Below are 20,808 nucleotides of genomic sequence, written 5' to 3' on the forward strand. Positions count from 1 at the left end.
CGGTCAGAAGGCCGGGTCGTCGAACTGGCTGAGGAGGGCGTCGGCGAGCGTGTCGTCGGCGGCCTCGGGCACGGGCCCGTGGAGCGCTTGCTCGGCCCAGATGATCTTGCCCCGCGGCGTGTAGCGGGTTCCCCAGCGCTGCGCGAACTGGGCGACCAGGAACAGGCCCCGGCCGCCTTCGTCGGTGCTCGCCGCCCGGCGCAGGTGCGGGGAGGTGTTGGAGCCGTCCGAGACCTCGCAGACCAGGGTGCGGCCGCGCAGCAGCCGCACACCGATGGGCGGTTTCCCGTACCGGACGGCGTTCGTGATCAGTTCACTGAGGATCAGTTCCGTCGCGAAGCCGATGTCCTCCAGGCCCCAGGCCCGCAACTGGGCCCCGCACTGGGCACGCACCGGAGCCACCGCAGCGGGGTCGGACGGCACCTCCCATTCCGCCACCTGCGACGGGGTGAGCAACCGGGTGCGTGCCACGAGCAGCGCGATGTCGTCGGACGGGCGGGTGGTCACCGTCGCGTCCACCACCGCCCGGCACGTCTCCTCGGGCGTGCGCTCCGCCTGCCCGCGCAGCGCGCTCCGCAGCAGCTCCAGGCCGGTGTCGAGGTCCCGGTCGCGGTTCTCCACCAGCCCGTCGGTGTACAGCACCAGTTGGGAGCCTTCGGGAAGACGCAGCTCGGCGGTCTCGAAGGGGTGGCCGCCCACGCCGAGCGGAGGGGAGGCGGGCACCTCGGGATGGGCGACGGTCCCGTCCGGGTACAGCACGGCCGGGCCCGGGTGTCCGGCCCGCGCCACGGTGCACAGACCCGACACCGGATCGTAGATCGCGTAGAGGCAGGTCGCCCCCGTGACCCTGGCGCCCCCGTCGACCTCCGGGTCCTCGCCGGGGTGCTCCTCGCTGTCGATCCGGATGACGAGATCGTCCACGTGGGCCAGCAGTTCGTCCGGCGGCAGGTCCAGCGCGGAGAAGTTGTGGACCGCGGTGCGCAGCCGGCCCATGGTCGCCGCCGCGTGCAGTCCGTGGCCGACCACGTCGCCGACCACCAGCGCCACCCGGGCGCCCGGCAGGGGCAGGACGTCGAACCAGTCGCCGCCCACTCCGGCCTCGGCCGGCAGATACCGCCACGCCACGTCCAGGGCGTCCTGCTCCGGCAGCCCGCGCGGCAGGAGGCTGCGCTGGAGCGTCACCGCCACGGCGTGCTCGCGGGCGAAGCGGCGGGCGTTGTCGACGGCCACCGCCGCCCGGGCCGCCAGCTCCTCGGCGAAGGACAGGTCCTCCTCGTCGAAGGCCGGTGAATCCCCCCTCCGCCAGAAGGTCACCACCCCCAGCATGCCCCGCGCCCGCAGCGGCGCCGAGATCAGCGTATGCAGCCCGTGCTCCAGCGCCCTGGTGCGCTCCGGGTCCTGCTCCTGCCAGCCCCGCGCCGACCGCAGATCCGCCTCCAGCACGGCCCGCCCCCCGGACAGCGCGCGCATCTGCGGCGTCGTCGGCAGAAAGGTGAGCAGCTCCCCGGCCGGGTACAGCGACATGGCCTCGTCCGCGCCGCTGACCGCCGTGCGTCGCATCTGCCGTGTCCCGCGCGCCGGCTCCCGCCCGGACACCACCGCGTCCAGCAGATCCACCACGGCGACGTCGGCGAACCGCGGCACCGCGACCTCCGCCAGTTCCCGGGTCGTCCGCACCACGTCCAGCGACCCGCCGATGCGCACCCCCGCGTCGTACAGCAGTGCCAGCCGCTCCCGCGACACCTTGGCCCGCCCGGTGACCGCCGCCAGCTCCGTGGTGTCCCGCAGCGTCACCACCCAGCCCGTCTGGCCCCCGTAGGGCGCGGTGGGCCGCTTGTTCACCGCCAGCAACCGGTCCCCGGCCAGGTGCACCGCGTCCATGACCGGCTCGGCCGAGGCCAGCAGCCGGGCCGTCTCGCCGTCCAGGCCCAGCTGCCCCACATGCCGCCGCTCGGCGTCGGCCGGCAGGTCGAGCAGCCGGCGCGCCTCGTCGTTGGCGAGCAGCAGCCGCCCGTCGGCGTCGATGATCAGCACCCCCTCCCGTACGGCGTGCAGCACCGCGTCGTGGTGCTCGTACATCTGTGTCATTTCCTCGGGGCCCAGGCCGTGGGTCTGCCGCCGGAGGCGTCGGGACACCAGCCAGGTCCCGGCGGTGGACAGGGCGAGCGCCGCCGCGCCGGCGCCGATGATGAGCGGCAGCTGCTGACGGACCACGCCGGTGACGTTCTCGGTCGTGATCCCGGCGGACACCAGGCCGACGACCGAGCCGTCGGCGCCGGTCACGGGGACCACGGCCTGGACGGCCGTTCCGTCGCCCCCGGGCAGGGGCGGCCCGCCCGCCTCCTCGACGACGGTGCGGCCTTCGAGGGCCGGTTCGATGGTGCCGACGAACTTCTTCCCGATCTGGGCCGGGTCGGGATACGTGTAACGGATCCCGTCGGTGTTCATGACGACGATGAAGTCGACGCCCGCTCTCCTGCGGGCCAGCTCGGCCCGGGGCTGCAGCACGGCGGTCGGATCCGGGCCGGCGAGCGCCTCGGCCGTGCCCGGCGCGTTCGCGAACGACTCGGCCGCCGTGACGGACTGGCGCCGGGCCTCCCGGGTCCTGTCCCGGTCGGCCTGGAGCGCCAGCGACGTCACGGCCGCCGCGACGAGCAGCACCACGATCACGATCTGCAGCGCGAAGACCTGCCCGGCGGCGCTGCGCATGGTCAGATGGGAGCGGAGCCGCGACCGGGAGGCCGTATCGGGGCCCCTCCCGGGCGGCCCCGGGCGGCTCCCTGGACGGCGCGGCGACGCGGGGTGCTCTCCCTCGTCGTCGTTCCGGCCCTTCCGCCGCCGGGACCGGCGGAAAAACTCCCTCATACGCCATTCCTAACATTGCTCACCGCTCCGCGCCGGGTGCCGCGAGGGCGGTGTCCTCCGGCGCCTCGAGCGCGGAGTTGTGCCGGCTGTAGAGCAGGTAGACCACCAGGGCCAGGACGAGCCAGCCGCCGAAGAGCAGATAGGTGTCGAGGGGGAGCTCGTAGATCAGATAACCGCACGCGCCGAGGGACAGCACCGGGACCACCGGATGGCCCGGGACGCGGAACCCGCGGTCCAGGTGCGGGCTGGTGCGGCGCAGGATCAGGACGCCGAGCGAGACCACGGTGAAGGCGGCGAGGGTGCCCATGCTGGTGAGGTCGGCGAGCAGGTCGAGCGGGAAGACCGCGGCGAGGAGGGCGACGAAGCCGCCCGTCATGAGGGTGGAGAACACGGGAGTGCCGCTGCGCGGGCTGACCCGGCGGAAGGCGGTGGGCAGCATGCCGTCGCGGCCCATGGTGTAGAGGATGCGGCTCTGGCCGTAGAGCACGACCAGGGTGACGCTGACGATGGAGAGCACCGCGCCCGCGGAGAGCAGCACGGCGGGCCACTGGGCTCCGGTGATGTCGCCGAGGATGGCGGAGAGGCCCGCTTCCTGTCCTTCGAACGCCGTCCAGGGCTGGGCGCCCACGCCCACGACGGCGACCAGGACATACACCGTGGTGACCACGGCCAGGGCGCCGACGATCGCCAGGGGGAGGGTGCGTTTCGGGTCGCGGACCTCGTCGCCGGCCGTGGAGACGGCGTCGAGGCCGATGAAGGCGAAGAACACGGTGGCGGCGGCGGTGCCGACGCCGGCGAAGCCGAGCGGTGCGAACGGCTGGAGGTTCCCCGAGTCGAAGGCGGTGGTGCCGACGACGACGAACAGCGCCAGGACGGCGAGCTTGACCAGCACCATGACGGTGTTGACCAGGGCCGATTCCTTGGCTCCCCGGACGAGCAGCAGACAGCACAGGCCGACGAGGACGACGCCGGGCAGGTTGACGACGCCGCCCGCGCCCGGCGGCGCCGAGATCGCGTCGGGCATACGGACGTCGAAGAGCCGCAGGGTGAGGTCGTTGAGGTACTCGCCCCAGCTCACGGCGATCGCCGCGCCGGAGACGGCGTACTCCAGCAGAAGGCACCAGCCCACGGCCCAGGCGGCGAACTCGCCCAGTGTGGCGTAGGCGTAGGAGTAGGAGGAGCCCGACACCGGGACGGCGGAGGCCAGTTCGGCGTAGCACAGCGCGGTGAGGGCGGCGGCGACCGCCGCGACGACGAAGGAGAGGATCACGGCGGGGCCGGCCTCGGGGACCGCGCTGCCCAGCGCGAAGAAGATGCCGGTGCCGATCGTGGCGCCGATGCCGATCATCGTGAGCTGGAACGGGCCGACGGTACGGCGCAGGCCGGCGCCGCCGCCCGCGTCGGTGAAGCTGTGCAGGGGCTTGCGTCTGAGGAGTTGCCGGCGCAGCGGCGAGCGAGGGGACATGGTGGCTCCTGAGGGGGAGGGAGGGTGGGGTTCAGGGCACGTCGGGAAGGTGGGTCAGGGCACGTCGGGGAGACGTGTTCAAGGCACGTCGGGGAGCTGGGTTCAGGTCACGTCGCGGCGGAGCAGGTCGCCGTACGTCTCGCGGCGGACGACCTCCCGGGCCTCGCCGTCGCGGCAGAAGACGACGGGCGGCCGCAGGGCGCCGTTGTAGTTGTTGCCGAGGGAGTAGCAGTACGCGCCGGTGACGGGCACCGCGATCAGGTCGCCGGGCCTGGGGGCGCGCAGCGGCACCCCCGCGCTCAGCGTGTCGCCCGACTCGCAGTGCCGGCCCACCAGGTGGCAGGGGTCTCCGCCGCCGACGCGGGTGGCGACGGTGGCCTCGAACCGCTGGCCGTAGAGGGCGACTTCGAGGTTGTCGGCCATGCCGCCGTCGACGGCGACGAAAGGCGGCTCACCGGGTTTGACGGTGGCCACCCGGTAGAGGGTCACTCCGGCCTCGGCCACCATGGACCGGCCGGGCTCGACGATGATCTGCGCCTCGGGGGGCAGGACGCGGCGGGCCGCGCCCACCAGCGCGTCCAGGTACTCCTCGACGCTGGGCGGGTGGTCGTCGTAGGTGTAGCGGGCGCCGAGGCCGCCGCCGAGATCGTAGACGGCGAACGTGCCCAGGCCGGCCACGGCTTCCACGGCCCGCGCGAACGGTTCGGTGTCGAGGATCTGGGACCCGATGTGGACGTGCACCCCGTCGAGCCGGAGCCGGCTGCTGCCCCGCAGCCGGGCGACGGCCCGGCGCGCCTCGGCCGGGCCGAGACCGAACTTCGACCCCTCCTGGCCGGTGGCGACGGCCGCGTGCGTGTCGGGGCGGATGCCGGGCGTGACCCGTACGAGCACGGGCTGCTCCTTGGTGACGAGCCGCTCCAGCCGGTCGATGTCGTCGAAGTTGTCGACGACGATCAGGCCCACGCCGGCTTCGACGGCCATCCGGAGTTCGGCGTCCGTCTTGGCGTTGCCGTGGACGACGATCCGCGCGGGATCGACACCGCCCGCCAGGGCGAGCGCGAGTTCGCCGCCGCCGGCCACGTCGATGCTCAGCCCTTCCTCGGCCAGCAGCCGGTAGACCGCCGTGCAAGGAAAGGCCTTCGACGCGAACGCCACCCTCGAGTTCGCCCAGCGCGCGGCGAGTCCGTCCGCGTACCTCCGGGCCCGGGCGCGCACCGCCGCCTCGTCGATGATCAGCGCCGGAGTCCCGAAGCGCTCCGCGAGATCGGTGACCGGACAGCCGCCGATCACCAGGGCGCCCTCGTCGCCGATCGCCGTTCCGGGCGGAAACAGGTCGAGCAGCGCCGCCTGCGACGGCGGGGCGGTCGGAGCGGCGGGGATGGGCATGGTCTTCCTCCAGGTCCGAGGGGAGTGGGACCGGTCCCTGTCGGGCCCGGCCGGACCATGCTCGGGCCGCTCCGCCCGTCCGGGCTTTGTCGGGATCGCCTACGATCGAGCCATGACGTTGTCGAAGCCGCCAACCGCGGACGGTGCCGACCGAGGCGACGCGACGGGCGAGGAGCTCTTCGCCCTCGCCGATGCCATCGCCGCGGTCATCGGCGGATCGGTGGCGATCGAGGACCTCGACTCCCGCGTCCTCGCGTACTCGACCCGGCCGGGGCAGCGCATCGACGAACTGCGCCGCCAGGGCATCCTCGGCCGTCGCGTGCCCGACCAGCCGCGCCCCCAGGCCGAGCGGCAGCAGCGCCAGTACCGGAAGGTGCTGGCCGCCACCGGCGTCGTACGGCTGCCGGGGCTGGCGGACGACGAACTGCCGCGCGCCGCCGTCGCCATCCGCGCGGGGGACCTTCCCCTCGGCACCATCTGGGCGATCGAGGACCGCAGCCCCCTAGCCGCCGCCGGGGAGCAGGCCCTGCTCGAGGGCGCCCTGACCGCGGCCCTGCACATGCTGCGCCGCCGCAGCGCCGCCGCGCTGGAACTGCACGCCCGTGAACAGGCGCTGCGCGCCGGCCTGGACGGCACCGCCCCGGCGTCGGACACCGCCTACCGTCTCGGCCTGACCGTGGGCACGCCTCTCGGCCTCATCGGCTTCGCCCCGGCCGGCGGCTCCGGTCAGGAGCCGGTCCTGCTCACCCGCCTGGGCGCCGACCTCGGCCGCCATTGGCCGGCCGTCCGCCCCTCGGCCGCCGTCGCCACGGGCCCCCGCGCCGTGTACGTCCTCCTGCCCGGCGAGGAGCCGGCGTCGGCCCGGCGGCTGGCCGAGCAGGCCCTCGCCGCGACCGCCCGTCCGGGCACGGCCCCCTTGCGGGCCGCCGTCGGCCGGTCGGACACCGGCCTGGACGAACTGCCGGAACTGCGCGCGGAGATCGACGACGTGCTCCGTGTGACCACCTCGGCCCCGGACGCGCCCGCCGTCGCCGCCCTTCGGGACGTCCACGCGCACGTGCTCCTCGCCCACCTCGCGGAGGCACTCGACCGACGACCCCGGCTGCGCCACCCCGGCATCGAGGCGATGCTCGAACACGACGCCGCTCAGCGCACCCACTACGCCGCCTCGGTGACGGCCTGGCTGGACGCCGTGGGCAACATCGGCGAGGCCGCCCGCCGCCTCACCGTGCACCAGAACACCCTCAAGTACCGGCTCCGCCGGGCCCGGGACCTGTTCGGCCTCGACCTCGACGACCCGGACACCCGCCTCTCCTGCTGGCTGCAGCTGCGCATCCGCACCGACCGCTGACCGGCCGACGAACCCCCAGGTGACATGACCGGCTGAGCCCCGCTCCGCCGGCCGCCCCGAAGGCGCTTGTGCGAGCGAGATGAAAACGATTATCGTCTTGCTTGTTCGCGCTCACTCAACCATTGCCCAAGGGGGGCTTCTTTTGCGTGCCTTCACGCGTACTCTCACCGTCACCGGATCCATCGCAGCGGCCATGGCGCTCGGGGGACTCACCACCGCCCACGCCGCCGGGACCACTCTCTCCAAGGGGCATGTCGACGTCCTCGACGTCGAGTACGCCGCAGGCGCCCTCGAACTGCACGTCCACGACGAGTCGGTGACCCCGGGCGTCGAGTACGACCCCGCCGCGGTCACCCTGCAGGCGCTGCCGGCGTCCGCGTACACCGTGCCGAGCGGCACCTGCTACAGCCACCTCGGCGCGACCGGCGCCACCGTGTACCGCCTGCCGCAGGTCGAGAACACCAACCTGCTGTGGCCGGGCATCTCCGGCGAGCACATCGCCACCGGCGTCTTCCAGAACGACAAGGTGCAGGTCAAGCTCACCTCCCTCAGCGGACCGGGCAAGCTCACCGTCTACAAGAACGGCCTCTGCCCGAAGAGCAACCGCTACTTCGACAGCGGTGACGCCACGCTCACCAACACCAAGGACGTCGTCGCCGCCGAGCACGACCACGCCAACTGGGTCTTCACCAAGGCCGGCTCGTACACCGCCACCTTCCAGGTGAGCGGCACGCTGGCCAACGGCACCAAGGTCGGCCCGTCCTCGGCGACGTACACCTTCCAGGTCGGCTGACCCGGCCCGCGTCACAAGCCCCGCGCCGGGGGCGGGCCGTGCCCGCCTCTCGAACCGCCCCCGGCGCGGCCGTGAACCACCGTCCTCACGCCCGAAGGAGACGCCCCGTCATGCGGGCCCCCATCGCACCCCGTCCCGTACGCGCCGCCACCCTCGCCGTCGCGCTCTCGCTGCTCTCCGCGGCCCCGCTCACCGCACCGGCGCACGCGGCCGACACGCCCCCGAGGGAGGCGCCCGCCGGCGAACGCGTGGTCCTGAACGGCGGTCACCTCGACCTGACGGCCCGGCTGCGGAACGGGCAGCTGCAGTTCAAGGTCAAGGACGGCACCGTCGCCGGCGCGTCCGTCGTCCGCGAACCCTCCGACGTCCTGCTGCACTTCGACCCGCGCCACGAGATCGTCGTCCCGCCGCGCGAGGAGGTCCCGCAGTTCGAGGGGTTCGGCGAGCCGGGCAGCAGCCTGTGGGTCGACAAGGACTTCGAGGTGAAGGACGGGCTGCTCTGGCCCGGCTGGAACACCCTGGAGATCCTCCCGGCGGACGTGACCGGCGGCGTACGGGTCACCTTCCCGAAGATCGAGGGACCGGGCCGGTTCGTGCTCGGCCAATGGGCCGACGACCCGGACATGGGCATCCGCATCGGCGTCACCGTGGACAGCGCCAAGGCCGAGCCGGGGGCGGTCGACCTCCCCGTGTTCACCCACGCGCATCCGCTGTGGATCTTCAACGCCGAGGGCGTCCACCGCATCACCATGGAGATGAGCGCCACCCTGCCCTCGGGCACGACGGTGTCCGACCGGGAGACGCTGGCAGTGGTCGTCGGGGACGACGTGGATCCGGGGACGGTCGTACCGGGCGACGGCACGGACCCGAGTCCCACGCCCACTCCTCCGTCCACGCCCACCCCCACCCCTCCGCCGACGACCGGTGCTCCGTCCCCTTCGGGCACGCCCACGCCGACCGCGACGCCGACTCCGACCGGCGGTCCGTCCGCCACCCCGACCGAGCCGCCGACGCCCACGGCGAGTCCGTCGCCGACGCCCTCCGTCACCGGCGCGCCCACGCCCCCGTTCCCCTCGGGTGACGGCGGTGCTCCCCCCACGACCACCGGCGGTGGTCGCCTGGCGTCGACCGGCGCCGGTGCGGCGCTGCCGGCCGGGCTCGCGGCCGCCGCGCTCGTCGCGGGCGTCACGGTCGTCGTGATCGTCCGGCGGAAGCGGGCCGTCCGATGAGCCGCCGAAGCGCCGTGGGCGCGCTCACCGTCGCCCTCGCGACCGCCCTCGTGGCCTCCGGCTGCGGCGCCGGACCGGTCGGGGCCGGCAAGGAGGCCGAACTGACCGTCTCCACGACCACCGCGATCATCGCCGACCTCGTGCGCAACGTCGGCGGGGACCGGGTCGACGTGACCTCCGTCGTCCCGCACCACGGCGACCCCCACTCGTACGAGCCGAGCCCCGGGGACGCCGCCCGGGTCGCCCGGTCCGACCTCGTCTTCAGCAACGGGCTGCTCCTCGAGGAGCCCGGCATCATGAAGATGATCCACACCAACGCGCCCAAGGCCACGCCCAAGGTGCCGATCAGCGAGAAGCTGGAGCAGTACGGCGGCTCGGTCATCAAGCTCAAGGAGGACCTGGGCCTCGACGTCCTGTGGCTGGGGTGGGCCGTCGAGGGCGAGGTCGCGGGCGACGGCTCCCAGGTGCGCACCACGGCCACGAAGCTCGAAGGACCGGGCGCGCTCCACGTCTACCTGACGGACACCCTGGGCACCCCGCAGAGCTACATCGACTCCACGGACGGCTTCGACGAGAAGGACTCCTTCACGCTGCCGCCCGAGGCCCACACCCACGTCAACTGGGTCTTCAGCGCCCCCGGAACCTACCGTCTCACCGTCGAGGGGCAGACCGAGACCCTCGACGGGAAGAAGACCCCCGCCGGCAGCGGCACCCTCACCTTCGTCGTCGGCGGCGCCACGGCCCCGCAGGGCGCGACCGTGCTGGACGGCGGGCACGCCGACGTCGCCGTGAACGCGCAGACCCGCACCGTCCAGGTGCGCTCCGACGACCCCGCGACCGGGCGGCGCACGCACCATCCGGCCGGCTCGGTCGTCCTCTCCGTCCCCGACCGGGCCAAGGAGTCGGTGCCCAAGGAGGAGACGTACCGCTTCCTCGGCCGGCCCGGCGCGGACATCTGGGTGCTGCCGCAGGCCGTCATCGGCAAGCACGTGCACGGCGAGATGGATCCGCACGCCTGGGAGGACGTCGCCAACGCCGAGGCGTACGTCCGCCGCATCGAGGCCGAGCTCATCAAGGCCGACCCGAAGGGCAGGGCCGCCTACGAACGCAACGCCGCCCGCTACCTGAAGCGACTCGCCGCGCTCGACGACGAGGTGGCCCGCAAACTCGCCACCGTGCCGCGCGACAAGCGCAAGCTGATCACCACGCACGACGCCTTCGGCTACCTCGCCCACGCGTACGGCATGGAGGTCGCCGGCTTCGTCGTCCCGGTGCCGAGCCGCGAGCCCAGCGCCGCCGAGATCGCCGCGCTGCGCGCCACGATCCGGGCCAAGAAGGTCCCGGCCGTCTTCCTGGAGCCGAACCTCGCCGCGCGCGCGGACGTCCTGCGCCGGGTCGCCGAGGACGAGGGCGTCGGCATCTGCACCATCTACGGCGACTCCTTCGACGACAAGGTCCACGACTACGTCGCGATGATGCGCCACAACGCGAACGAACTGGCCCGCTGCCTGGGCCGTGAGGGGAGTGGAGCCCGATGAGGCTCATCGGCAACAGCAGGATCGCGCTCGCGGCGGCGGGCGCCCTCGCGCTCGGCGGCACCGCCATGACCGTCCCGCCCCCGGACGGCGCGCCGGGCGCCACGGCGCCGGTCGTGGCCCGCGTCACCCTGACCGACGGCGCCTTGAGCCTCGGAACGAGCGGTGTCGTCGACGTCGACGACACGCACCGGGTGACCGGCGCGGACGGCACGGACCGCTGGGAGTTCGAGCCCGTGTGGGACACCACCGGGACGCCCGCCGACGCGGCCGGCCTCGTGCGGTGGTCGCTCACGGCGCTGGAAGGACCCGGGACGCTCCGGGTGAGCGACACGACGGGCGTCGAGGGGGAGGAGCCCGCCGTGCGCTTCGACAGCGCCGACGGCCTGCCCGACGGTCACGCGCTGCCGACGGGCGCGAGCGGCGTCACCCGCTGGTCGTTCGACGCCCCGGGGACGTACGCGGTGACCTTCACGGCCGAGACCGAAGTGGACGGACGACCGCTGCGGACGGAGGTGCGCCACACCGTACGGGTCGGGGACGCGGCCGTGGCGGCCCCGGCCGAACCCGCCGGTCCCACGGCCCCCACCACGCCCGCCCCGCCCGCTCCTTCGCCCCCGGGGCGCCCCGAGGCGCCGGCGGCCCCGGCCGCGGGCCCCCTCGGGCTGCCGGAAGCCAGGCGGGTCGCACGGCCCCTCGCCGCCGAGCCCGTCGAGACGGCGCGGACGGTTCTCGACGACGGCCATGTCGACATCGCCGCGCGCGTCGTCGACGGCCGGCTCCAGATCCACGTCAAGGACGGCACCGTGCCCGGCCGGACCGTGTGGCGCGAGCCCTCGTCGGTGGTGCTGCACGTCAAACCCCAGGCGCGCAAGGCGATCCCGGCCAACAAGGACTTCGCTTTCCTCGGCAGGGCGGGCGACCCGATCTGGCTCCTCGACCAGGTCCAGCAGCCCGGCCTGCTGTGGCCCGGCTGGTCCACCGACAACATGGCGGCCGGCGCGACGAACAGCGAGGTCGAGTTCACGCTCGCCAAGGCCGACGGGCCGGGGAACTTCGCCCTCTACAACTACGACGGACTGTCGGGCGCGACCGTCCGCTTCAACAGCGCCGACGGCGTGCCGGACGCCTTCGGCGTACCGCAGAACACCCACGCGCACGGCGGCTGGGCCTTCGGCAAGGAGGGCGTCTACCGGCTGACCTTCACGATGTCGGCCACCCTGGCCGACGGGAGCCGCGCGAGCGACACCGAGACGCTGGCCTTCAGCGTGGGCGCGGGCGACCCGAACAAGGTACGTCCCGGCGGTGCCACCGGCGGCTCCACGGGCGGATCCACCCAGGGCACGACAGGCGGCTCCGACGGCGGTTCCTCCGATGGCGGTTCCTCCGACGGGGGTTCGTCGACCGGCAGCGACTCCGGCGGTACGACCGGCGGCACCGGTGACGGCTCCGGCACCGGCGGCACCATGGCGAGCACCGGCTCCGAGGGCACCCTGCTGCTCGCCGGCACGGCCGTCGCCCTCGCCGCGGCCGGTGCGGGCGCCGTCGCCCTGACCCGGAGGCGCACCGCATGAGCGCCCCCGAGAGGCTGCTCGGCGTCGACGCGGTCTCCGTCGTCCTCGGCGGACGGTCGGCGGTACGGGACGCCTCGCTGACCGTCGCCCCCGGTGAGCTGGTCGGCCTGCTCGGCCCGAACGGCGCCGGCAAGACCACGCTCCTGCGCGCGGTGCTCGGCCTCCTCTCGCCCTCCGCGGGGAGCGTCGAGGCCCGCGGCCCGGTCGGCTACGTACCGCAACGCCACGAGTTCGCCTGGGACTTCCCCATCGACGTGGCCGGTGCGGTGCTCAGCGGCCGTACCCGCACGATCGGCTGGCTGCGCCGGCCGCGGGCGCACGACCGGGCCGCCGCCGACGAGGCCCTGGAGCTGGCCGGCCTGACCGACCTGCGCCGCCGCCCCATCGGCGAACTGTCGGGCGGCCAGCGCCAGCGCGTGCTGGTGGCGCGCGCACTCGCCGCCGAGCCGCGGCTGCTGCTCCTGGACGAGCCGTTCACCGGAGTCGACGTCCCCACGCAGGACCTGCTCAACGACCTCTTCGGCCGTCTCGCGGCCGACGGCAGAGGACTGCTGATGACCACGCACGACCTGGCCGCCGCCGCCCGCACCTGTACGCGGGTGGTCCTGCTCAACCGTACGGTCGTGGCCGAGGGCGGACCCGAGCTGCTGGCCGACGCGGAACAGATGCTGCGGGCCTTCGGACTCGACCGGGCCGTGGCCGCGGCGAGCGGCGCGGAGGCGGCGGCATGACCGACCTGCTCGCCTTCTTCACCGACCCCTGGCACCTGCCCTTCATGCGCCGCGCCTTCACCGTCGCCGCGATCGTCGGCCTGGTCTGCGGCGTGGTCGGTGTGTACGTCGTCCTGCGCGGCATGGCCTTCATCGGCGACGCGGTGGCCCACTCGGCGTTCCCCGGCGTCGCGCTCGCCTACGCCTTCGAGGGCAACCTGCTGATCGGCGGGGCCGCCGCGGGCGTGACGACCGCGGTGCTCATCGCCTTCGTCTCGCAGAACAGGCGGCTGAAGGAGGACACCGTCATCGGCGTCTTCTTCGCCTTCGCGTTCGGCCTCGGCATCGTGCTCGTCTCGACGCGGGACAGCTGGACGACCGATCTGTCGTCGTTCCTCTTCGGGCAGGTGCTCGCCGTCGACGCCGCCGACATCTGGCGCGTGGGAGCCATGGGCGCCGTGCTCGTCGCGATCGTCCTCGCGCTGCGCAAGGAGCTCGTGGCGGTCAGCCTCGACCGCGAGACGGCCCGCGCCGCCGGACTGCCGGTGCTCCCGCTCGACCTGACGCTCTACGTGGTCGTGACCGCCACGATCGTCATGTCCCTGGAGGCCGTCGGCAACATCCTGGTCCTCGCGCTCCTCATCACCCCGGCCGCGACCGCCCGGCTGCTCACCGAACGCCTCTGGGCGATGACCCTCTTGGCCTCTCTCTTCGGCTGCGCGGGGAGCCTGGCCGGGCTGTACGTCAGCTACACGTACGACCTCGCGGCGGGCGGCTCGGTCGTGGTGGTGCTGACCGCCCTGTTCGCCGTCGTCTGGTTGCTCGCACCCCGCCACGGTCTCGCGGCGAAGCTGCGTACGCGCCGTGGGGAGGGCGACGGCGCGGGCGAGCCGCCTCCGGGCCTCGCCCCGGCGGCCTGAGTCAGCCGGCGCCGCCGCCGGCGGCACCGGCTACCGACCCGTCGGCCGGTGGCCGGCGCTGCCGCATCCGCTGGTCGCCGAGGGCGCGGAGAGCGGCGCGGCGCGCGCCGACGTACCCGCCGGCGAGCTCGCCGCGTACTGCCTGCACTCCCTCGGGGCCGCGGCGGGGCTCCCGTCGAAGGCGGCGGTGCGCCGGCTCGTCGCCGTGACCGCGGCAGGGCTGCGGCCCGCGGCCCACAACATGGACGAGGCTCCGGCCGGGGCGGGGGAGGAGCCGGCCGGGGCGGGGGAGGAGCCGGACGGCGAGCACGGACGCCGCCATGACGGCCGCCGCCACGGGCACTGACCGACGCGGCGCCTCCGCCCACCACCGTCAGCGGGCCCGCGTCGTCGGACGGCCGGTGCTCGCCGCGGACGCCGCGCGGGCGCGTCCGCACCGGGTGCTATCTTCCTCCCGTTCCCGGCGGGGCAGGCCCCGACGGCATGTCCCCCACCCAGCCCTCCCCGAGGCGTGAAGCGTGATCCCAGGCAAGCCCCGTGGCGACCGGCGCGCCGGCGCACCGCTGCGGGCGACGCTCCTCGCGGTCGTGCTCGCCGTGGTCGCGATGCTGGCCCTGGCCTCACAGCAGCACGTCCACAGCGGGCACCCCGACGCGTATCGGGTCGTCGGCGCGGCGGACGTGGCCCCGCACGGGCACTCCCACGGCGCCCCCGCGTCCACCGACGCACCGGACGGGCCGGACGAGGAAGCCCCCTGCGACCACAACGGAGTCGGCGAGAGCTGCCTGGTGCTGCTCTTCGTCGTCGCCGCCCTGCGTGCGTTCGACCTCGGGCGCGGGGGCTCCGGCCGGCTGCTCCGCGTGCTCCGCCGATGGGCGGCGGCTCGTATCTGCCCCTGGCTCGGTCGTGCCGGCGACGCACCGTGTCTCCACCGACTTTCGGTTCTGCGCTGCTGAGAGCCGCGTCGGCGTGACGCCCGCACCCCTGGTGCCGGCGCCGCGTCCGCCTGCCTCCCACCACCACGATCCGAAAGGCTCCACCCCGCATGACCACCGCTCTGAAGCCCGAGGTCCACGAGACCCCTCCGGCGAGACATCGCCGCTCCGCCTTCGACAAGAAGTCGCTCCCGGCCCGCTACAGCGGCCAGATGCTCTACTTCATGGGCGCCGCCCTCATCGCCGGGGCCGTCGTCCACTACCCGATCGATCCGTCGCTGTACACGATCATCTGCGTCGTCGGCGCCTTCGTGTTCCTCCTCGGGACCGTCGTCAACGAGTTCGTGCTGGCCGACGAGCGCCCGGCGCTGGGCCAGGCGGTCTCGCTCGTCGCGTTCTCGCTTCTGCTGTCCTTCGGCGTCGGCCTGGTCGGCGGAGGCATCCAGCACTTCGAGCAGTTCCCCGAGCGCAGCGCCTGGATGACCCCCGTCGGCCTGGTGATGTCGTACGTCGCCTTCGTGGCCAAGGACTCCCAGGGCCGCTGGCGGCACCTCGTCAGCCCGTTCGCGGCCGTCGTCGCCGTCGTCGCGGTCCTCGCCTGGCTGGGCATGACCGCCCTCGCCGGCACCCTCGGCTCCGACGGCCACAGCCACGACGGCTCCACGAGCGAGGCGCCGGCACGGCAGGATCCGGCTCCCCCCGCGCAGGACGAGCCGACCGAGGCGCCCGCCGAGCCGGCGGGAGACGGTCACACGTCGCACGACCACTGACCGCGGCGCGGACGTGCAGAGCCGTCGGGGGCCCCGCGCGGGGCCCCCGACGGCCACCGCCGTGACGGCGGGCGGCGGGCCGAATCGGGGCTCAGACCGGTTCGGTGCGGCGGCCGCCCTCCGGGACGACCAGGGGGGTGCCGGCGACGGGGCAGTCGATGACGGCGGCGCGCAGGCCGAAGACCTCCTGGACGAGGTCGGGCGTCACGATGTCCGAGGGGGCGCCGGCGGCGACGACGCGCCCGTCGCGCATGGCGATCAGGTGGTCGGCGTAGCGGCAGGCGAGGTTCAGCTCGTGAAGGACCATCACCACCGTGCGGCCCTTCGTGCGGTTCAGGCCCGCGACCAGTTCCAGGACGTCGACCTGGTGGGCCAGGTCCAGGTACGTCGTCGGCTCGTCGAGCAGCAGGACCGGGGTGTCCTGGGCGAGGGCCATCGCGATCCAGACGCGCTGGCGCTGGCCGCCGGAGAGCTCGTCGATGGAGCGGGTCGCCAGGTCCGCGGTGCCGGTGGCCGCGAGCGCGTCGTCGACGGCCGCCTCGTCGGCGGAGGACCACTGGCGCCACCAGCGCTGGTGCGGGGTGCGGCCGCGGGCCACCAGGTCGCGGACGGTGATGCCGTCGGGGGCGCTGGGGGTCTGGGGGAGCAGCGCGAGGCGCAGGGCGAAGTCGCGGGAGCTCAGCGCGGCGATGTCCTCGCCGTCCAGGTGAACCGTCCCGCCGGCCGGCTTCAGGAGGCGGGCGAGGGCGCGCAGGGCGGTGGACTTGCCGCAGGCGTTGGGGCCGACGAGGGCGGTGACCTTGCCCGCGGGGATGGTCAGGTCGAGGTCCTCGGCGACGACGCGGTCGCCGTAGCCGAGGCGCAGACCGGTGCCGCTGAGGGCGGCGACGGCTTCGGTGAGCTGTGAGGTCATGTCAGCCTCCCTTTCCGGCCCGGTTGGTGCGGGCGAGGAGCAGCAGCAGGTAGGGGGCGCCGACGGCGCCGGTGAGCACGCCGACGGGCAGTTCCGTCGGGGCCAGGACCGTCCGCGCGGCGAGGTCGGCGAGGATGAGGAGCACGGCGCCGGTGAGCGCGCTGCATATCATCGGGACGGCCGGGGTGCCCGCGATCCGCCGGGCGATCTGCGGCGCGCCCAGCGCGATGAAGGCGATCGGGCCGGCGGCCGACGTGGCGAGCGCGGTGAGGCAGGTGGCGAGCACGAGCAGCGCGATGCGGGCGTACCGGAGCGGGACGCCGAGGCTGCGGGCGGTGTCGTCGTCGTACTGCAGGAGTTGGTACGGGCGGGCCAGCGCGACGGTCAGCGGCAACAGGACCACCAGGGCGAGCCCGGCCCACTGGACGTGCTCGTAGCCGCGGCCGTTGAGGCTGCCGGTGAGCCACACCATGGCGCGGGACGCCTGGTCGATGTCGGCGCGGGCGAGCATCCAGCGGGTGAGGGCGACGAGCGCGCCGTTCGCGGCGATGCCGACGAGGACGAAGCGGTAGCCGGTGATGGTGCCGTCCCGGAAGGCCAGCAGGTAGATGACCGCCGAGGTCAGGAGCGCGCCGGCCAGGGCGCCGAAGGGCACCGCGCCGAACGTCCCGGCGCCCGCGGCGGTGACGCCGCCGATGAGGATGGCGCCGACCGCGCCGACGCCCGCGCCGGCGGAGATGCCGATGAGGTCGGGGCTGGCGAGCGGATTGCGGGTGACGGCCTGGTAGACGGCGCCGGCCAGGCCGAACGCGGCGCCGACGAGCAGGGCGGTGAGGGCGCGGGGCAGCCGCAGTTGCTGGATGACCAGGTCGGCCGCGCCGTCGCCGGTGCCGAGGAAGACGCCCAGGACTTCGTCGACGGGGATGGCGTAGGTGCCGAGCGACACCGAGGCGACCAGGCCGGCGAAGCCCACCAGGACCAGGGCGAGGACGGTGAGGAGCACCCGCAGGCGCACGGCCGCGCCGAACGGGCCGAATTCCACGCGCAGGGCCGACGGGCGCCGGGCGGCGGCGGTGCGCGGGGCGGAAGCCTGCCGGGGGACGGTCGTGTGCGGGGCGCTCATCGGGTGTGCTCCTTGAGCTTGCCCCGCTTGACCAGGGCGGCGAGGAACGGGGCGCCGAGCATCGCGGTGACCACGCCCGCCTCCAGCTCCCCGGGACGGGCGACCATGCGCCCGACGGTGTCGGCGGTGAGCATCAGCACGGCGCCGCCGAGGGCCGAACAGGGCACCAGCCAGCGGGCGTCGGGCCCGGTGAACGCGCGGATGACATGGGGGACGACCAGGCCGACGAAGGTGACGGGACCGGCCGCGGCGACGGCGGCGCCGGTCAGGAGGATCACCGCGGCGGCACCGAGGAGGCGAGTGGTGCGGACCTTGGTGCCGAGGGAGGTGGCGAGGTCGTCGCCGAGGGCCAGGGCGTTGAGCCGGCCGCTGAGCCCGAGCGCGAGGACCAGGCCGAGGACGATGAACGGCAGGAGCTCCACGCCGAGTTGGGCGTCGCGTCCGGCGAGCGAGCCCACGGCCCAGAAGCGGTACTGGTCCAGGGTGCGGACGTCGAGCAGGATGAGGGTGTTGGTGCCGGCGTCGAGGAGGACGGTGACGGCCGCGCCGGCCAGGGCCAGCTTGGCGGGCGTCGCGCCGCCGTAGCCGGTGCCGCCGACCGCGTAGGCGAGCAGACCCGCGAGCGCGCCGCCGAGGAACGCGAACCAGATGTACTCGTACGAACTGGTGAGCCCGAAGGTCCCGATGCCGACCGCCACGGCGAACGAGCCGCCCGCGCTGATGCCGATGAGGCCGGGGTCGCCGAGCGGGTTGCGGGTGATGTCCTGGGCGACGGCCCCGGCCGCGCCGAGCGCCAGTCCGACGAGGAGCCCCAGGAACGTGCGGGGCATGCGGAGTTCGCGGATCACGACCGCGTCGCCCTCCGTCCCGCCGCCGATCGCGTGCAGGACGTCGGAGAGCGGCACGGACTTGGTGCCGATGGCGAGCGAGGCGCACGCCGCGGCGGCGACCGCGGCTATGAGCAGCACCGCGACGACGGCGCGCGCCGCGCCGCGTGGCGGCCTCTTGTCGGGGGGCGGGGCGAACGGGGGCGCGGCGGCCGCACCTTCGGCGACGGGCTTCACAGACACCTGCACAAGGTAAGGCATGCCTAACGGTTGTGTGTACGAGCAGCCCACCGTGTAGATCCGGTCACGCAGAGACGCTATCCTCACAGCGCCCTCATAGGTAAGCCTTGCCTAAGCGTCAGCTTGGTCGGCAGTTTCGTCTTGCCTAGCCGCAGTCCGTGTATGGGAGAACCATGAACACCCTCGCTCAGCGCCGCCGGCCCGGCCGGTTCGCCGCTGCCCTGCTCACCGCCGCGCTGGCCTTCTCCGTGGCCGCCTGCGGAGGCGGCAAGGGCGACGAGAAGTCCGCCGCCGACAAGCCGGCCGCCGCGTCCGAGGCGGGTTACCCCCGCACGATCACCCACCACAAGGGCAAGGTCGAGCTCAAGAAGAAGCCGCAGCGCGTGGTGGCGCTGGACAACAGCCTCGTCGAGGCCGTCGTCGCGCTGGACGCCCCCCTCGTCGGCGGCATCGGCGCCTACCGCGACCAGAAGGGCTTCCCCCCGTACCTCGGTGACGCGGTGAAGAACACCAAGGACGTCGGCCCGATCGACAGCCCGAACCTCGAGGCGATCGCCGCCCTCAAGCCGGACCTCATCGTCTCGGCGACGGTCCGTCACGAGGACCTCTACGAGCAGCTCAACAAGATCGCGCCGACCGTCTTCGTGGAGACCACCGGCCCGATCTGGAAGGAGAACATCACCTTCCTGGGCACGGTGCTCGGCGAGGAGAAGAAGGCCGCCGCCAAGCTCGCCGCGTACACCACGCGGGCGAAGAAGATCGGCGACGCGATCAACGCCAAGAACCCCAAGCAGACGTACTCCCTGGTCCGCTTCCTGGACGGTCCGACGCGCATCTACCTGCCGAAGACCTTCAGCGGCATCATCCTGACCGACATGGGACTCGCGCGTCCGGCGAACCAGCAGGACCCGAAGGAGTTCAACATCGAGATCAGCGAGGAGCAGATCGGCCAGGCCGACGCGGACCACATCTTCGTCACCACCTTCTCGGGCGGTGAGGAGCGCAAGAAGAAGTTCCTCGCCAACCCGCTGTGGAAGCGCCTGAACGCCGTGCAGAAGGGCAACGTCCACGAGGTCGAGGACGCCGTCTGGATGACCTCCGTGTCCCTCCAGGGCGCCGACCTGGTGCTCGACGACATGGCGAAGATCTTCAAGGTCGACCCGTCGAAGTAGCGGCAGTCCTGAGCGGAACGGGCCGGTGCCCGCGGCAATGCGCCGCGGGCACCGGCCCGTTCGTCGTACGCCGGGACTCAGCCCTCGTCCTCGATCCGGCGCAGCCGCTCGGCGTCGCAGGTCCGCGGGCAGGTCAGGCAGGCGCGCTCCGGCTCGATCGTGTAGTACAGGCAGCAGCCCAGGCGCGTGCGCGTCGGATGCCGGCGGCCGTCGCGGCCGGTGAGGCGCCGGAAGTCCGCGCCGCCGGGGAAGGGCGGGATCGCGGTCGGGAGCAGTTCGGTCGCCGCGCGCACCGCGCGCTCCTCCTGGTCCAGCATCCGGCCGAGGTACCAGACGCCGGAGAGCAGGTCGTCGGCGACCATGCCCCACAGGGCGCGCGGCCCGCGCCGCACCACGGGGCCGACCGCGGCCAGCAGCGGCCGTACGTGGTCGACGACGGCGGCCCGCAGTTCGGCGCGCAGTTCCTCCTCGTGGCCCACGATCCGGGCCGCGGCGGCGCCCGCCGCCGGGTCGTCCGGCAGGCAGGCGAAGTCCTGGCCGGGGACGATGCCGATCGCTCCCGTCGCCAGGTCCACGCGGACGTCGCGCGGCGCGATGCGCGGCACCCGGCGGTCCAGGTACCAGGCGCCGCTCATCAGGAGGCTGACGGACCACAGGTAGTCGTGCAGGGCCCGCGAGGCCGCGACGTGCCGGCGCGGTGCGGTTCCGTGGCGGGCGGTGATGCGCGCCGCCGAGGCGTCGAGCCAGGCGTCCAGCAGGCCGGTGTCGGCGGCCAGTTCGGACCCGTCGGGCATGAGGGCGGCGGCCGGTTCCGGTGCGTACGGATCGACGGTCCGCGCGTCGAGCGCGTCGCACACGGCGATGACGCGCCGGTAGGTACCGGTGAGAGCGGACGCCTCGCCGTGGGCGTCGCGCCCGGCCGTGCCCGCCGGGGCGGTCCACGACACCGGGGCCTTGCTCATCGAAGCTCCTTCACGCACGCAAGCGAGTCAAGCAAGTG

Annotated in this window: 18 protein-coding genes; 11 read left to right on the forward strand and 7 right to left on the reverse strand. The window is 74.0% G+C overall.

Annotation, left to right across the window (positions count from 1 at the left end; all coding sequences use genetic code 11):
- Window positions 1-3 precede the first annotated feature (3 nt).
- The 3 genes from ACNJ93_RS27895 to lysA form a co-directional block, all read right to left on the reverse strand.
- The gene (locus tag ACNJ93_RS27895; protein ID WP_418960211.1) at window positions 4-2,709 is read right to left on the reverse strand and encodes a SpoIIE family protein phosphatase; all 2,706 of its coding nucleotides are present in this window, start codon (window positions 2,707-2,709) and stop codon (window positions 4-6) included.
- Window positions 2,710-2,884: 175 nt separating this feature from the next.
- Window positions 2,885-4,330 (reverse strand): APC family permease, encoded by a 1,446-nt coding sequence (locus tag ACNJ93_RS27900; RefSeq protein ID WP_418960212.1) that lies wholly within the window; start codon window positions 4,328-4,330, stop codon window positions 2,885-2,887.
- 102 nt (window positions 4,331-4,432) lie between these two features.
- Window positions 4,433-5,716, reverse strand: a complete 1,284-nt coding sequence (lysA, locus tag ACNJ93_RS27905; protein ID WP_418960213.1) for a diaminopimelate decarboxylase — start codon at window positions 5,714-5,716, stop codon at window positions 4,433-4,435.
- Window positions 5,717-5,828: 112 nt separating this feature from the next.
- Here lysA and ACNJ93_RS27910 point away from each other — a divergent pair, with 112 nt between their 5' ends.
- The 10 genes from ACNJ93_RS27910 to ACNJ93_RS27955 all read left to right on the forward strand — a co-directional run bounded on the left by ACNJ93_RS27910 (window position 5,829) and on the right by ACNJ93_RS27955 (window position 15,533).
- Window positions 5,829-7,067 carry a PucR family transcriptional regulator gene (locus ACNJ93_RS27910; RefSeq protein WP_418960214.1) on the forward strand — a complete coding sequence of 413 codons (1,239 nt, stop codon included), beginning with the start codon at window positions 5,829-5,831 and terminating at the stop codon, window positions 7,065-7,067.
- A 193-nt stretch (window positions 7,068-7,260) separates the two neighbouring features.
- Complete coding sequence (locus ACNJ93_RS27915) at window positions 7,261-7,860, forward strand: choice-of-anchor M domain-containing protein (protein ID WP_418960215.1); 600 nt, start codon at window positions 7,261-7,263, stop codon at window positions 7,858-7,860.
- A gap of 110 nt (window positions 7,861-7,970) precedes the next feature.
- Complete coding sequence (locus ACNJ93_RS27920) at window positions 7,971-9,089, forward strand: choice-of-anchor M domain-containing protein (protein ID WP_418960216.1); 1,119 nt, start codon at window positions 7,971-7,973, stop codon at window positions 9,087-9,089.
- On the forward strand, window positions 9,086-10,627 hold the full coding sequence (locus tag ACNJ93_RS27925; protein ID WP_418960217.1) for an anchored repeat ABC transporter, substrate-binding protein: 1,542 nt from the start codon (window positions 9,086-9,088) through the stop codon (window positions 10,625-10,627). The genes ACNJ93_RS27920 and ACNJ93_RS27925 overlap by 4 nt, the downstream gene beginning before the upstream one ends.
- The gene (locus ACNJ93_RS27930) at window positions 10,624-12,198 is read left to right on the forward strand and encodes a TIGR03773 family transporter-associated surface protein (RefSeq protein WP_418960218.1); all 1,575 of its coding nucleotides are present in this window, start codon (window positions 10,624-10,626) and stop codon (window positions 12,196-12,198) included. Before ACNJ93_RS27925 ends, ACNJ93_RS27930 begins: the two co-directional genes overlap by 4 nt.
- On the forward strand, window positions 12,195-12,929 hold the full coding sequence (locus tag ACNJ93_RS27935; protein ID WP_418960219.1) for an anchored repeat-type ABC transporter ATP-binding subunit: 735 nt from the start codon (window positions 12,195-12,197) through the stop codon (window positions 12,927-12,929). The genes ACNJ93_RS27930 and ACNJ93_RS27935 overlap by 4 nt, the downstream gene beginning before the upstream one ends.
- Window positions 12,926-13,828: an anchored repeat-type ABC transporter permease subunit gene (locus ACNJ93_RS27940; RefSeq protein WP_418960220.1), complete on the forward strand. Its 903-nt coding sequence runs from the start codon at window positions 12,926-12,928 to the stop codon at window positions 13,826-13,828. The genes ACNJ93_RS27935 and ACNJ93_RS27940 overlap by 4 nt, the downstream gene beginning before the upstream one ends.
- Window positions 13,773-14,174 (forward strand): hypothetical protein, encoded by a 402-nt coding sequence (locus tag ACNJ93_RS27945; RefSeq protein WP_418960221.1) that lies wholly within the window; start codon window positions 13,773-13,775, stop codon window positions 14,172-14,174. Before ACNJ93_RS27940 ends, ACNJ93_RS27945 begins: the two co-directional genes overlap by 56 nt.
- Window positions 14,175-14,346: 172 nt before the next feature.
- Complete coding sequence (locus ACNJ93_RS27950; RefSeq protein WP_418960222.1) at window positions 14,347-14,784, forward strand: hypothetical protein; 438 nt, start codon at window positions 14,347-14,349, stop codon at window positions 14,782-14,784.
- An 89-nt stretch (window positions 14,785-14,873) separates the two neighbouring features.
- Window positions 14,874-15,533, forward strand: coding sequence for a hypothetical protein (locus ACNJ93_RS27955; RefSeq protein WP_418960223.1), 660 nt, complete (start codon window positions 14,874-14,876; stop codon window positions 15,531-15,533).
- A 91-nt stretch (window positions 15,534-15,624) separates the two neighbouring features.
- Here ACNJ93_RS27955 and ACNJ93_RS27960 read toward each other — a convergent pair whose 3' ends face one another.
- The 3 genes from ACNJ93_RS27960 to ACNJ93_RS27970 are packed head-to-tail and all read right to left on the reverse strand — an operon-like array spanning window position 15,625 to window position 18,639.
- On the reverse strand, window positions 15,625-16,446 hold the full coding sequence (locus tag ACNJ93_RS27960; protein ID WP_418960224.1) for an ABC transporter ATP-binding protein: 822 nt from the start codon (window positions 16,444-16,446) through the stop codon (window positions 15,625-15,627).
- Between the two features lies 1 nt (window position 16,447).
- On the reverse strand, window positions 16,448-17,569 hold the full coding sequence (locus tag ACNJ93_RS27965; RefSeq protein WP_418960225.1) for a FecCD family ABC transporter permease: 1,122 nt from the start codon (window positions 17,567-17,569) through the stop codon (window positions 16,448-16,450).
- Entirely contained in the window at window positions 17,566-18,639 is a 1,074-nt protein-coding gene (locus tag ACNJ93_RS27970) for a FecCD family ABC transporter permease (protein ID WP_418960226.1), read from the reverse strand. Before ACNJ93_RS27970 ends, ACNJ93_RS27965 begins: the two co-directional genes overlap by 4 nt.
- Window positions 18,640-18,809: 170 nt before the next feature.
- Between ACNJ93_RS27970 and ACNJ93_RS27975 the strand changes: the two genes are divergently transcribed.
- Entirely contained in the window at window positions 18,810-19,808 is a 999-nt protein-coding gene (locus tag ACNJ93_RS27975; protein ID WP_418960227.1) for an ABC transporter substrate-binding protein, read from the forward strand.
- A 77-nt stretch (window positions 19,809-19,885) separates the two neighbouring features.
- Here the strand turns inward: ACNJ93_RS27975 and ACNJ93_RS27980 are convergent, their stop codons facing one another.
- A complete protein-coding gene (locus ACNJ93_RS27980; RefSeq protein WP_418960228.1) occupies window positions 19,886-20,770 on the reverse strand; it encodes a (2Fe-2S)-binding protein in 885 nt (294 codons plus the stop codon).
- Between the last annotated feature and the right edge of the window lie 38 nt (window positions 20,771-20,808).

The sequence above is a fragment of the Streptomyces tritici genome, from assembly GCF_048500665.1.
Classification (GTDB): Bacteria; Actinomycetota; Actinomycetes; order Streptomycetales; family Streptomycetaceae; genus Streptomyces; species Streptomyces tritici.

Bases quoted from the DNA above. Each gene is read 5' to 3' on its own strand.
- ACNJ93_RS27895 (WP_418960211.1), bottom strand. From the start codon at position 2,709: ATGCGCAGCGCCGCCGGGCAGGTCTTCGCGCTGCAGATCGTGATCGTG.
- ACNJ93_RS27900 (WP_418960212.1), bottom strand. From the start codon at position 4,330: ATGTCCCCTCGCTCGCCGCTGCGCCGGCAACTCCTCAGACGCAAGCCC.
- lysA (WP_418960213.1), bottom strand. From the start codon at position 5,716: ATGCCCATCCCCGCCGCTCCGACCGCCCCGCCGTCGCAGGCGGCGCTG.
- ACNJ93_RS27910 (WP_418960214.1), top strand. From the start codon at position 5,829: ATGACGTTGTCGAAGCCGCCAACCGCGGACGGTGCCGACCGAGGCGAC.
- ACNJ93_RS27915 (WP_418960215.1), top strand. From the start codon at position 7,261: ATGGCGCTCGGGGGACTCACCACCGCCCACGCCGCCGGGACCACTCTC.
- ACNJ93_RS27920 (WP_418960216.1), top strand. From the start codon at position 7,971: ATGCGGGCCCCCATCGCACCCCGTCCCGTACGCGCCGCCACCCTCGCC.
- ACNJ93_RS27925 (WP_418960217.1), top strand. From the start codon at position 9,086: ATGAGCCGCCGAAGCGCCGTGGGCGCGCTCACCGTCGCCCTCGCGACC.
- ACNJ93_RS27930 (WP_418960218.1), top strand. From the start codon at position 10,624: ATGAGGCTCATCGGCAACAGCAGGATCGCGCTCGCGGCGGCGGGCGCC.
- ACNJ93_RS27935 (WP_418960219.1), top strand. From the start codon at position 12,195: ATGAGCGCCCCCGAGAGGCTGCTCGGCGTCGACGCGGTCTCCGTCGTC.
- ACNJ93_RS27940 (WP_418960220.1), top strand. From the start codon at position 12,926: ATGACCGACCTGCTCGCCTTCTTCACCGACCCCTGGCACCTGCCCTTC.
- ACNJ93_RS27955 (WP_418960223.1), top strand. From the start codon at position 14,874: ATGACCACCGCTCTGAAGCCCGAGGTCCACGAGACCCCTCCGGCGAGA.
- ACNJ93_RS27960 (WP_418960224.1), bottom strand. From the start codon at position 16,446: ATGACCTCACAGCTCACCGAAGCCGTCGCCGCCCTCAGCGGCACCGGT.
- ACNJ93_RS27965 (WP_418960225.1), bottom strand. From the start codon at position 17,569: ATGAGCGCCCCGCACACGACCGTCCCCCGGCAGGCTTCCGCCCCGCGC.
- ACNJ93_RS27975 (WP_418960227.1), top strand. From the start codon at position 18,810: ATGAACACCCTCGCTCAGCGCCGCCGGCCCGGCCGGTTCGCCGCTGCC.
- ACNJ93_RS27980 (WP_418960228.1), bottom strand. From the start codon at position 20,770: ATGAGCAAGGCCCCGGTGTCGTGGACCGCCCCGGCGGGCACGGCCGGG.